This window comes from Micromonospora sp. NPDC003776 (assembly GCF_053605645.1).
The window spans coordinates 1-11,721 of the sequence record NZ_JBSGJR010000167.1; the positions used below are offsets into that span (position 1 = coordinate 1).

13 protein-coding genes and 1 riboswitch are annotated in these 11,721 nt (G+C 72.7%); of the genes, 6 read left to right on the forward strand and 7 right to left on the reverse strand.

Going from position 1 to position 11,721, the window contains the following annotated elements; translation table 11 throughout:
• The 3 genes from ACWEVO_RS15955 to pdhA all read right to left on the reverse strand — a co-directional run.
• Nucleotides 1-604 (reverse strand): biotin/lipoyl-containing protein (locus ACWEVO_RS15955; protein WP_452308278.1); only part of this gene is annotated, 604 nt, incomplete at its 3' end.
• Nucleotides 589-1,593, reverse strand: a complete 1,005-nt coding sequence (locus ACWEVO_RS15960; protein ID WP_452308279.1) for an alpha-ketoacid dehydrogenase subunit beta — start codon at nt 1,591-1,593, stop codon at nt 589-591. The genes ACWEVO_RS15955 and ACWEVO_RS15960, both read right to left, overlap by 16 nt.
• On the reverse strand, nt 1,593-2,801 hold the full coding sequence (gene pdhA / locus ACWEVO_RS15965) for a pyruvate dehydrogenase (acetyl-transferring) E1 component subunit alpha (RefSeq protein WP_452308289.1): 1,209 nt from the start codon (nt 2,799-2,801) through the stop codon (nt 1,593-1,595). The genes ACWEVO_RS15960 and pdhA overlap by 1 nt, the downstream gene beginning before the upstream one ends.
• A 72-nt stretch (nt 2,802-2,873) precedes the next feature.
• Between pdhA and ACWEVO_RS15970 the strand changes: the two genes are divergently transcribed.
• On the forward strand, nt 2,874-3,380 hold the full coding sequence (locus tag ACWEVO_RS15970) for an Lrp/AsnC family transcriptional regulator (protein ID WP_452308280.1): 507 nt from the start codon (nt 2,874-2,876) through the stop codon (nt 3,378-3,380).
• 2 nt (nt 3,381-3,382) lie between these two features.
• On the opposite strand, the gene ACWEVO_RS15975 is transcribed toward ACWEVO_RS15970, so the two are convergent.
• The 3 genes from ACWEVO_RS15975 to ACWEVO_RS15985 all read right to left on the reverse strand — a co-directional run bounded on the left by ACWEVO_RS15975 (nt 3,383) and on the right by ACWEVO_RS15985 (nt 5,109).
• The gene (locus tag ACWEVO_RS15975) at nt 3,383-4,357 is read right to left on the reverse strand and encodes a DNA polymerase domain-containing protein (RefSeq protein WP_452308281.1); all 975 of its coding nucleotides are present in this window, start codon (nt 4,355-4,357) and stop codon (nt 3,383-3,385) included.
• Nucleotides 4,358-4,401: 44 nt separating this feature from the next.
• Nucleotides 4,402-4,731, reverse strand: a complete 330-nt coding sequence (locus ACWEVO_RS15980; protein WP_452308282.1) for a hypothetical protein — start codon at nt 4,729-4,731, stop codon at nt 4,402-4,404.
• Nucleotides 4,732-4,893: 162 nt separating this feature from the next.
• Nucleotides 4,894-5,109 carry a hypothetical protein gene (locus ACWEVO_RS15985; protein ID WP_452308283.1) on the reverse strand — a complete coding sequence of 72 codons (216 nt, stop codon included), beginning with the start codon at nt 5,107-5,109 and terminating at the stop codon, nt 4,894-4,896.
• 156 nt (nt 5,110-5,265) lie between these two features.
• On the opposite strand from ACWEVO_RS15985, the gene ACWEVO_RS15990 reads away from it, so the two are divergent.
• From ACWEVO_RS15990 to ACWEVO_RS16005, 4 genes are all read left to right on the forward strand, one after another.
• Nucleotides 5,266-5,997, forward strand: a complete 732-nt coding sequence (locus ACWEVO_RS15990) for a histidine phosphatase family protein (protein WP_452308284.1) — start codon at nt 5,266-5,268, stop codon at nt 5,995-5,997.
• Nucleotides 5,981-6,844, forward strand: a complete 864-nt coding sequence (locus tag ACWEVO_RS15995) for an NAD(P)H-hydrate dehydratase (RefSeq protein ID WP_452308285.1) — start codon at nt 5,981-5,983, stop codon at nt 6,842-6,844. The genes ACWEVO_RS15990 and ACWEVO_RS15995 overlap by 17 nt, the downstream gene beginning before the upstream one ends.
• 147 nt (nt 6,845-6,991) lie before the next feature.
• A complete protein-coding gene (locus tag ACWEVO_RS16000) occupies nt 6,992-8,473 on the forward strand; it encodes a S8 family peptidase (RefSeq protein ID WP_452308286.1) in 1,482 nt (493 codons plus the stop codon).
• A 171-nt stretch (nt 8,474-8,644) separates the two neighbouring features.
• Nucleotides 8,645-9,091: a hemerythrin domain-containing protein gene (locus ACWEVO_RS16005; protein WP_452308290.1), complete on the forward strand. Its 447-nt coding sequence runs from the start codon at nt 8,645-8,647 to the stop codon at nt 9,089-9,091.
• A 58-nt stretch (nt 9,092-9,149) separates the two neighbouring features.
• Here ACWEVO_RS16005 and ACWEVO_RS16010 read toward each other — a convergent pair whose 3' ends face one another.
• Complete coding sequence (locus tag ACWEVO_RS16010) at nt 9,150-9,956, reverse strand: SDR family NAD(P)-dependent oxidoreductase (RefSeq protein WP_452308287.1); 807 nt, start codon at nt 9,954-9,956, stop codon at nt 9,150-9,152.
• Between the two features lie 123 nt (nt 9,957-10,079).
• A riboswitch (ZMP/ZTP riboswitch) is annotated at nt 10,080-10,169 on the forward strand.
• Nucleotides 10,170-10,187: 18 nt separating this feature from the next.
• Between ACWEVO_RS16010 and ACWEVO_RS16015 the strand changes: the two genes are divergently transcribed.
• Nucleotides 10,188-11,606: a glycine hydroxymethyltransferase gene (locus tag ACWEVO_RS16015; protein WP_452308288.1), complete on the forward strand. Its 1,419-nt coding sequence runs from the start codon at nt 10,188-10,190 to the stop codon at nt 11,604-11,606.
• Nucleotides 11,607-11,721 lie beyond the last annotated feature (115 nt).

Consider the following 11,721-nt stretch of genomic DNA (forward strand, 5'->3'; position numbering starts at 1 on the left):
GTCGCCGACCTCGCCGAACTCGACCGTGTCCAAGCGGTTGTTGAGGACCTGCTCCACCAACGGCGCCAGGCCGCTGATGGAGCTGGCTGCCTGGCATCCCCGCCGCTGGGCCGGCGGCGTCCGCCGTGGCGGGCGCCCCGCCGCTCGCCGGGCCGGCTGCGGCCGTCCCCGGGTCGGCGGCCGCCGGCGCGCCGGGCTCCGGGGCGAGGGCCAGGCGCGGGCGGCGCCGCCGCCGCCCGGCGCCGCCGTGGCCGGTGCCGTAGCCGATGAGGACGTTGCCGGAGCCGGCCCGCTCCTCCTCGCGGTAGGTGGCGTGCGGGTCGTCCCCGTCCCCGCCGTCCAGTGGCGCGATGGTGATAAGCGGCTGGCCCACCGGGCGGACCTCGCCCGGCGCGCCGTGCAGGGCGACGACCCGTCCGGCGTACGGACAGGGCACGTCGACGACGGCCTTGGCGGTCTCCACCTCGACCACGCTCTGGTCGACGGTGACCACGTCGCCGACGGCGACCCGCCACTCGACGATCTCGGCCTCGCTCAGCCCTTCGCCGAGGTCGGGCAGGAGGAAGTCCCGGGTCCCGGTGGCGGTGGTCATGCCGCCACCCACCGGGTGTCGGGCTGGTCGTCCCACTGCAGCCGGGCGACGGTGTCCAGCACCCGGTCCACCGAGGGCAGGTGGGTGTGCTCCAGCATCGGCGCCGGGTAGGGGATGTCCAGGCCGGACACCCGCAGCACCGGGGCGTGCAGGGCGTGGAAGCAGCGTTCCTGCACCCGGGCGGCGATCTCCGCACCGACCCCGGCGAAGCCCTGCGCCTCCTGGATCACCACGCACCGGCCGGTCTTGCGCACCGAGGCGGTGACCGTGGCGTCGTCGAACGGCACGATGCTGCGCACGTCCACGACCTCCAGGTCCCAGCCCTCCTCGCGGGCCGCCTCGGCCGCCTCCAGCGCGACCGGCACGGCCGGGCCGTACGCGACCAGGGTGGCGTCGGTGCCGGTCCGGCGGACGACGGCCTTCCCGAACGGGGCGGTACGGGCCGGCAGCTCCGCCTCGGCGCTGGAGAAGTAGAGCTTCTTCGGCTCCATGAACACGACCGGGTCCGGGTCGTCGATCGCCTCGCGCAGCAGCGAGTACGCGTCCTCCACGGTGGCCGGGGTGACCACCTTCAGGCCCGGCGTGTGCGCGTAGTACGCCTCCGAGGAGTCGCAGTGGTGCTCCACGCCGCCGATGCCGCCGGCGTACGGGACCCGGATGACGATCGGCACGCTGAGCGCGCCGCGGGTGCGGTTGCGCAGCTTCGCCACGTGCGAGGCGATCTGTTCGAACGCCGGGTACGCGAACGCGTCGAACTGCATCTCGACCACCGGTCGCAGCCCGGACATGGCCAGGCCGACGGCGAAGCCGACGATGCCGGCCTCGGCGAGCGGGGTGTCGAAGCAGCGCTTGTCGCCGAACCGCGCCTGGAGTCCGTCGGTGATCCGGAAGACGCCGCCGAGCTGGCCGACGTCCTCACCGAAGACGACCACCCGTTCGTCGTCGAGCAGCGCGTCGGCGAGCGCCGCGTTGAGCGCCTTCGCCATGGTCATGGTGGCCATCAGGCGTCCCCCTCCTGCTCGCGGGCGGCGGCCAGCTCGGCGCGGACCTGCTCGCGCTGCTCGACCAGCTGCGGGGTCGGCTCCGCGTACACGTGCTCGAAGAGGCTGAGCGGGTCGACCTGCGGCTGGGCGTTCATCCGGTCACGCAGCGCGGCCGCGTACGCCTCGGCCTCGTCGGCGACCGCCGCGACGGCGGCGTCGTCCAGCACCCCCCGCTCGCGCAGGTACGCCTCCAGCCGGGCGATCGGGTCCCTGCCCCGCCAGGCCTCGACCTCCTCGGCGTCCCGGTAGCGGGTCTGGTCGTCGGCGTTGGTGTGCGGCTCCATCCGGTAGGTGTGCGCCTCCACCAGGAACGGCCCCTTGCCGGACCGGGCGTGCGCGACCGCGCGGGTGAGCACCGCCAGGACGGCCACCGGGTCGTTGCCGTCCACCTGCTCGCTGGGCACGCCGTAGCCGACGCCCTTGTACGCCAGGCTCGGCGCGGCGGTCTGCCGGGAGAGCGGGACGCTGATCGCGTACTTGTTGTTCTGTACGAAGTAGACGACCGGGGCCTTGAACACGGCGGCGAAGTTGACCCCCTCGTGGAAGTCGCCCTCGCTGGTGGCGCCGTCGCCGATGAAGGCCAGCGCCACGGTGTCCCGCCCCTGGTACGACTCGCCGTACGCCAGCCCGGCGGCGTGCACGCACTGGGTGGCGAGCGGGGTGCACTGCGGCGCGGTGTGCGTCGCGGCGGGGTCGTAGCCGCAGTGCCAGTCGCCGCGCAGCAGGGTGAGCACCTCGACCGGGTCGATGCCCCGGGCGGTCAGCGCCATCGACTCCCGGTAGGTCGGGAAGACCCAGTCGGTGTCCTGCAGGGCGAGGACCGCGCCGACCTGGCACGCCTCCTGGCCGCGGGAGGACGGGTAGACGGCGAGGCGCCCCTGCTTGGTCAGCGCGGTGGCCTGCACGTCGAAGCGGCGGCCGACGACCATCCGCCGGTACATCTCCCGCAGCGCCTCGACCGGCGGCTCCGGATAGTCGTCCCGGGCGGGCAGCGGCGTGCCGTCCGGGTCGAGCAGCCGGACCGGTTCGGTGTGCGGCAGCAGGCCGGCCGACGGATCGGGGGCGGCCGGGGTGCTGGCCGCCTGGCGGGGGCGGGGGGTTCTCCCGCGGACCGCCTGGGGGGTTGTCGTCACGGCGGTGACCTCCTGGACGTGTGGTGGCCCTATGCTCCTGCCGTTGGATGATTGACTCAACATCCGGGATGAACGCGGGACGAATGGCAACAGAATGGGGAGCTCATGAGCCAGGAGACCGGCACCACACCGGGCGCGGCGGGCGGAACGGGACGTTCGGCCGGCCCGCTCGACGAGGTGGACCGGCGGATCCTGCACGAACTGGTCCGGGACGGCCGGCTCTCCATCCGTACGCTGGCCGAACGGGTGCACGTCTCGCGCACCAACGCGTACGCCCGGGTGGAGCGGCTGGTCCGGGACGGAGTGGTCACCGGGTTCCAGGCCCGGGTCGCCCCGGAGCCGGCCGGGCTGGGCACGTCGGCGTACATCGCGCTGACCATCGAGCAGAACACCTGGCGGGAGGTGTCGGCCGAGCTGGCCCAGGTGCGCTACATCGAGCACGCGGCGCTGCTCAGCGGGGAGCACGACGTGCTGGCCCTGGTCCGCGCGCCGGACAACGCCACCCTGCGGGACGTGGTGCTCGACCGGGTGCAGAGCATCGCCGGGGTGCTGTCCACGCGGACCTGGCTGGTCTTCGAGGAGTTCGACGGGACGCAGAGCCCCTGGCCGTGACCTCACCGCTCCGGCGGCGACTCCAGCCCTTCCCGGTCGGCCAACTCGAGCAGCGGTTCGAGGGAGAAGCGCCGACCGTCCAGGCCGGCGTGCGGGTCGCCCCGCTCGGCGAACCGGGCCGGCATGCTCACCACGTCGAAGTCCTCCGGCCGCGCGTCGTCCAGCTCCGACCAGTCGAGCGGCGCCGAGACCAGCGCCCGCGGCGTGGGCCGGATCGAGTACGCCGAGGTCATGGTGTGGTCGCGGGCCATCTGGTTGTAGTCGACGAACACCGGCCGGTCCCGCTGCTCCCGCCACCAGGTGGTGGTGACCACCTCGGGCAGCCGGCGCTGCATCTCTCGGCCCAGCGCCAGCACCGCCCGGCGGCAGTCGCCGAAGCTCCACCGGGGCTCGATGGACAGGTAGACGTGGATGCCCCGGCCACCGGTGGTCTTCGGGTAGCCGACCAGGCCGAGCTCGTCGAGAAAGGCACGCACCTCGTGGGCGACCGGCACCACCTGGGCGAACTCCACGCCCGGCATCGGGTCGAGGTCGATCCGGAGCTGGTCGGGGTGCTCCACGTCGGCTTTCGACACCGGCCACGGGTGGAACCGGAGCGTGCCCAGGTTGGCGGCCCAGGCCACCACGGCCAGCTCGCTGGGCGCGACCTCGTCGGCGGTGCGGCCGCTCGGGAAGGTGATGTGCGCGGTGCGCACCCAGTCGGGCGCGCCCGCCGGCAGCCGCTTCTGGTAGAACGCGTCACCCTTGTTGCTTTGCCGGGTGGCGATCTTCGCGCCCTCGAACACGCCGCGCGGCCAGCGCTCCAGCATGGTCGGACGGTCGCGCAGGGCACGCAGGATGCCGTCGCCGACGGAGAGGAAGTAGCTGACCACGTCCAGCTTGGTCAGTCCGCGCTCCGGGAAGTACGGCTTGTCGGGGCTGGAGACGCGGACCACCCGCTCCCCCACCCGGATCTCCTCGGCCGCCGTGGTCGCCACGCCTCACACCGTACGACGCGCAGGCGCCGCACGCGGGGATGTCGTCAGGTGATGAGCAGGACGCCAACGGCGATCAGCGGCAGGGAGACGAAGAGGAAGATGCCGACGCCGGTGAGCACCCGACCGCCGCCGCCGTCCTCCCGTTCCGGGGCGAGGCCGAAGGTCGACCGTGCCGGCAGCATGCCGATCCGGCTCAACGTCAGGTCACCGGTCATCCCGAGCAGCGCACCGACCAGCATGAACGCCACGCCGAGCCGGTGGGTGAACTCGCCGCCGCTGACGGTCACCCAGACGCCCACCGCGACCCCGATCACCACCACCGCGATCACGAAGAGCACCAGGGCCTCCCGCAGCCCCTTGATGACCGTCGACATGTGCCGTCCTCCCCGCGGACCGGGCCCGCCCCGGTGCGCCGGACGACATTCTGCCCGATCGATGCAACCTGACGCAGGCCCGCGCGGGTCGGACGGTCCCGGCAGACGGACGCACGACGGGCCGAACGGGCCGCCTGCGCCCGCCCGGCCGTCGCGTACGGGTCAGCCGTTCTCCTGCTGGAGCCGGTTCATCAGCAACTTCTTGCCCTGGTCACCGGCCTTGCGATTGTTCTCCTGGATCTTGCGGAACCAGGTCGCCAGCTCGGTGTCGCCCCGGTCCTCCGCGTCCGCGATGTACGTCTCCAGTTGCCAGATGTGCTGGAGTGACATCTGGACCGCGTGGATCAGGTCGTAGTTCTTGTCCTTTACCGGGCTCATCGGCTCTCGAACCATGGTCGCCACGGCGCACCTCCCCTGGGTCGACTTCCGGAGCACCGCGCTTACCCGCCCGGGGCCGGTTCACGCCCCGTCCCCGCCCCCGGTGGCCCGGACCGGCACGGTTACCCGCGGCGGGGCCCGGGTACCGGAGGCCGCATGGCGGAACTGGCAGCGCTCTGGATCGTGCGGCACGGCGAGAGCACGGCGAACGTCGCGGCGACCGCCGCGGAGACGTCCGGCGCCGAACTGATCGACCTGACCCATCGGGACGCGGACGTGCCGCTCTCGCCCACCGGCGAGGAGCAGGCCCGGGCGACCGGCCGGTGGCTGGCCGGACTGCCGGAGCAGCGCCGCCCGGACGTCGCGGTGGTGTCGCCGTACCTGCGCGCGGTGCGGACCGCCGAGCTGGCCCTGGCCGGCACCGGCGTCCCGGCCAGCCGGGACGAGCGGCTGCGCGACCGGGAGCTGGGCATCCTCGACGGGCTCACCCCGCACGGGGTGCGGGCCCGCTACCCGGCCGAGGCGGAGCGTCGGGCCCGGCTGGGCAAGTTCTACTACCGGCCGCCGGGCGGCGAGTCCTGGACCGACGTGGCGCTGCGGTTGCGCGCCCTCCTCGGCGACCTGCGCCGCGACCACGCCGGGCAACGGGTGCTGCTGTTCGGCCACGACGCGCTGGTCTTTCTGCTCCGTTACCTGGTGGAGGGGCTCACCGAGGAGGAGCTGATGGCGCTCACCCGGCGGCAGGTCATCGCCAACTGCTCGGTGACCGGCTGGTCCGCCGACGCGACCGGCCGGTTGGCGCCGGAGGTGTTCAACGACGTCGCCCACCTGCACCAGCAGGGCGCGCGCCCGACCCGAGAGGACGAGGTTCATGCCGAGCCGGTCTGAGGTCATCACCCCCGCCCTGCTGCGCGACTGGGCGCTGCCCGTGCCCACTGGCGGCAAGGAGGCCCGCGGCACGGTGCTGGTGGTCGGCGGGTCGCGGTTCACCCCCGGCGCGGTGCTGCTGGCCGGGGTGGCCGCGCTGCGCGCCGGGGCCGGTGTGCTGCAACTGGCCGCCGCCGAGTCGACCGCCGCCGCGCTGAGCATCCAGGTGCCGGAGGCGCTCGTGGTCGGCCTGCCCGAGACCGACCACGGGGCGGTGCGGGGAGACCCGGGGGACGTGCTGGCCGGCCTGGTCGCCGAGGCGGACGTGGTGGCCGTCGGCCCCGGACTCAAGGACATCGACGCCACCCGCGGGCTGCTGCACCTGGTGCTCGACGCGGCCGGCCCGGAGACGTCGCTGGTGCTCGACGCGTACGCGCTCGGCGCGCTCAGCCACGAGCCGGACCTGCTGGTCGGCGCGGGCCGCCGGGCGGTGCTCACGCCGAACCTCACCGAGGCCCGGCACCTGCTCGACCGCGAGCCGGGCGACGACCTGGACGCCGAGGCGGTCGAGCTGGCCCGCCGGTACGACGCCGTGGTCTCTCTCTACGGCCACATCGCCACCTCGGACGGGCGGTGCTGGCGGGAGGAGAGCGGCGACGCCGGGCTGGGCACCTCCGGCAGCGGGGACGTCCGCGCCGGGCTGCTCGCCGGCCTGCTGTCCCGGGGGGCCGAGCCGGCGCAGGCCGCGTGCTGGGCCGCGTTCGCGCACGCGGTGAGCGGGCAACGGCTGGTCCCCCGGTACGGCCGGATCGGCTTCCTGGCCCGTGAGCTGCTCGACGAGATTCCCTACACGGTGGCCACCGTCTGACGGTTGTTGTTCATCCGTTCGGATGTGTGTAACACCACATTTGCTCCCTACGCTGATCCCTCGAAGGCGAGCGACCTGCTCGTTTTCCGCCGGCCCGCTTCCCGCCAGGGAGTGGGGCCCGGCCAGATCGGCCCCCTGGGAGTCTGTGTGAAGAACCTCCGTCGCAAGACACTGGCCGCCGCGTCCGCCGTGACGCTCGGCGTCGGCCTCGCCGTCACCGGCGGGCTGGCTCCGGCGGCGGCCGCCGGATCGGACACCTCGTATCTGGTCCTCGCCCCGCAGGGCGCCAACACCAGCAAGGCCGCCGCCCGGGTGGCGGCCGCCAACGGCACCGTCGTGGCCACCTACGACCAGATCGGCGTGCTCGTCGTCCGCTCGACCAACCCGAACTTCGCCACCCAGGTGGCGGGCGCGGGCGTGGAGTCGGTGGCGTCCACCGCCGGCCTGGGCACCGCCCTCGACGACAGCGACACCGTCGAGGTCTCCGCGGCCGACGTCGCCGAGGCCACCGGCGACCCGACCAAGGAGCCGCGCTACGGCGAGCAGTGGGACATGAACATGATCCACGTCCCGCAGGCTCACGCCGTGACCACCGGCAGCCCGAACGTCGTCGTCGGCGTGCTGGACAGCGGCATCTCCAGCACCCACCCGGACCTGGCGACCCAGATCGCCAAGGACAAGAGCACGTCCTGCCTGGGCGGTGTCACCGACACCACCGAGGCGGCGTGGAACCCGACCACCAGCGACCACGGCACGCACGTGGCCGGCACCATCGCCGCCGCCATCAACGGCGTCGGCGTGACCGGCATCGCGCCGGGGGTCAAGGTCGCCGCCGTCAAGGTGGTCAACGACGACGGCTACATCTACCCCGAGGCTGCGGTCTGCGGGTTCATGTGGGCCGCCGACCACGGGATGCAGCTGACCAACAACAGCTACTACATCGACCCGTGGGAGCTGAACTGCCGCAACGACGCCCGCCAGCGTCCGGTGTGGCAGGCCGTGCAGCGGGCGATCCGCTACTCGCAGTCCAAGGGCGTGCTCAACGTGGCGTCCGCGGGCAACTCCAACTACGACCTGGCCCACAAGCTCACCGACACCGGCAGCCCGGACGACGGCACGCCGGAGGTGCGGGAGAACCTGACCAACGCCTGCATGGACCTCCCCGCGGAGGCTCCCGGCGTGGTGACCGTCGGGGCGGTGGGCCCGACCGGTGCGAAGAGCTACTACTCCTCGTACGGTCAGGGCGTCATCGACGTGACGGCGCCGGGTGGCGACACCCGGTTCCGGACCCAGGGCGTGAAGTCGACCATCACCGACGGCATCCTGTCGACGACCTGGTCGCCCACCACCGGCAACGGTTGGGGATACAAGCAGGGCACCTCGATGTCCGGCCCGCACGCCACCGGCGTCGCGGCGCTGGCGCTGTCGGCGCACCCGGGGATGACCCCGGGCCAGCTGTCGGCGTTCCTCGAGCAGACCGCGGTCGCGCAGGCCTGCCCGACGGGCGTCTACAACCCGGTCCCGCTGATCTCGGCCGGCCCGCACGCCTACGACGCGACCTGCTCCGGCGGTGCGCGTAACGGGTTCTACGGCGCCGGCATGGTCGACGCCTACAACGTGGTGAAGTGAGCACGCGGTAGCGACACCTGTGGTGGGGCCCGGCGACCTGTCGCCGGGCCCCATCCGTTTGTCCAGCTCACGGTGCGGGTAGGGGGGCGACATCAGCCGACTCGAGGAGGTCACGGGTGTCCACCGATGCCATCGTCCTGCTGAAAAGAGGACCACAAGGAGATCCGCCGCCTGTTCAAGGCGTTCCAGGACGCGGAGGAGGGCTCGGCCAGCGAACGCAAGAAGTTCGTCACGCAGATCCTCGAGGCGCTCACGGTGCACACGTACCTGGAGAATGAGGTGATGTACCCGGAGGTCCGCCGGCTGGTCCCGGACATCGAGGACGACATCCTCGAGTCGTACGAGGAGCACCACGTCGCCGACGTGCTCTGCTTCGAGCTCTTCACGCTCGACGCGGACGACGAGCGCTACAACGCCAAGACGACGGTGCTCATCGAGAGCGTGCTGCACCACGTCGAGGAGGAGGAACAGGAGTGGTTCCCCAAGGTGCGCGAGGCGCTCGGGCGCAACCAGCTCCAGGAGATCGGTGAGCGCATGATCGAGCTGCGGAAGAAGGCCCCGAAGAACCCGGCCGCGCCGAAGGCGCTGAAGAAGTCGCTGGACGCGGTCGTCGCCTGACATACCTCGACGGCGGGACCCGGCCGAGGCCGGGTCCCGCCGTCGCGTCCGGGGTCGGTCAGCCGCCGGAGCCGGGCTCGGCCATCCTGCGGTGCTGCTCGGCCTTGAGCCGGTCCGGAACGACCTTCCCGGCGGCGGTCTGCACCTTGTTGAGGAGGGAGCCGGCCGCCACCTTCTCCTCCCCCTTCATCAGCGCCGCGAAGGCGTCCTCGGCCACCTTTCGCGGGTCGTCCTTCTTCCCCTGGCCGACCCGGGTGTCCGTCATGTGGGCCCGCTCGAAGAACTCCGTGTCCGTCGGGCCCGGCATCAGCGAGGTCACGGTCACCCCGGTGTCCTTCAGCTCGTTGCGCAGCGCCTCGGCGAAGGACTGGTTGAACGACTTGGACGCGTTGTAGACCGCCTGGAACGGGCCCGGCATCGTCGAGGCGATCGAGGAGGTGATGAGCATCCGCCCCTCGCCCCGCTCCACCATGCCGGGCAGCAGCCGCTTGGCCAGGTGCACGGTCGAGCGCACGTTCAGGTCGACGATGTTCAACTCGTCCCGCAGGTCGGTCCCCCCGACGAAGTCCCCGCCCGCGCCCCGGCCGGCGTTCAGCGCCAGGGCGTCCACCGGCCGGTCGGTGGCCGCCACCGCCGCGGCCAGCTCCTCCACCCCGTCGTACGTGGCCAGGTCCGCCCGGACCGGCTGCACGTCGGGACCGCCGTCGCGGTGCAGGTTCCGCGCCGCCGTCGCGATCGCCGGGTCCTCCGCGGCGATCACCACGTCGTACCCGTGCTCGACGAACTGTGCCGCCAGCTCGTACCCGATGCCGCTGGACGCGCCGGTCACCACGGCGAGCGGACGCTCCGTGGTCGGTGTGGTCATGTCTGCTCCCTCCCCTCGTCGGCGGGTGCGGCCCGTACGCACCGTGACCGCCCCTGCTCCTGACGTGCCCACCGGACTCCGGGCTAATCCCGCGCGGCGGGTGACGTGGGATTCGGTACGATCGGCGCGGGCCGTGACTGGCGCGTGGGGATGGAGCACCATCGGGAAGCGGTCCCGTCGCAAGGACGCACGCCGAGCGCCTGGGCCTTCCGTACGTCACCAGGAGGTCGCATGTCGCTCAACGCCGAATCCACCGCCTTCCGTAGCGCGCTGGAGGTCATCCGCGCCGTCGAGCCGCGGGTGGCGGACGCCATCGGGCAGGAGCTGGCCGACCAGCGCGAGTCGCTCAAGCTCATCGCCAGCGAGAACTACGCCTCCCCGGCCACCCTGCTGGCCATGGGCAACTGGTTCAGCGACAAGTACGCGGAGGGCACCGTCGGCCGCCGGTTCTACGCCGGCTGCCAGAACGTGGACACCGTCGAGGCGCTCGCCGCCGAGCACGCGAAGGAGCTCTTCGGCGCCGCCCACGCGTACGTGCAGCCGCACTCCGGCATCGACGCCAACCTGGTCGCGTTCTGGGCGGTCCTGGCCGACCGGATCGAGTCGCCCGCCCTGCAGAAGGCCCAGGTACGCCAGGTCAACGAGCTGACCGAGGCGGACTGGTTCGCGCTCCGCCGCGAGCTGGGCAACCAGCGGATGCTGGGCATGTCGCTGGATGCCGGCGGTCACCTCACCCACGGCTTCCGGCCGAACATCTCCGGCAAGATGTTCGACCAGCGCAGCTACGGCACCGACCCGGCCACCGGCCTGATCGACTACGACAAGGTCGCCGAGGCGGCCCGCGAGTTCAAGCCGCTGATCCTGGTCGCCGGCTACTCGGCGTACCCCCGGAAGGTCAACTTCCGGATCATGCGGGAGATCGCGGACTCGGTCGGCGCCACCTTCATGGTCGACATGGCGCACTTCGCCGGCCTGGTCGCGGGCAAGGTCTTCACCGGCGACTTCGACCCGGTGCCGCACGCGCACATCGTCACCACCACCACCCACAAGTCGCTGCGCGGTCCGCGCGGCGGCCTGGTGCTCTGCGGCCCGGAGCTGGCCGACCAGGTCGACCGGGGCTGCCCGATGGTGCTCGGCGGCCCGCTGCCGCACGTGATGGCCGCCAAGGCGGTGGCTCTGGCCGAGGCCCGCCGTCCGGACTTCGCCGACTACGCGTCTCGCATCGTCGCCAACGCCCAGGCGCTCGCCGACGGGCTGCTGCGGCGAGGCGCGAAGCTGGTCACCGGCGGCACCGACAACCACCTGGTGCTGATCGACGTCTCCGGGTACGGGCTGACCGGTCGGCAGGCCGAGCAGGCGCTGCTGGACTCGGGCATCGTGACCAACCGCAACGCGGTGCCGCAGGACCCGAACGGCGCCTGGTACACCTCCGGCATCCGGATCGGCACCCCGGCGCTGACCACCCGCGGCCTGGGCACCGCCGAGATGGACACCACCGCCGAGCTGATCCACACGGTGCTCAGCCAGACCACCCCCGGCGGGTCCAAGGCGAAGTACGTGCTCGACCCGGCCCTGGCCGACCGGGTGAACAAGCAGGCCAGCGAGCTGCTGGCCGGCTTCCCGCTCTACCCCGCCGTCGACCTCGGCTGACCGCTTCTTCCGGTTTCCCGACGCCCCGCCCGGCCCACCAGGCCGGCGCGGGGCGCTTTCCTTCGCGCCACCCCGCCCCAGGCCCCGCTCCGGCCCGCCGGCCGGCTACCCACCC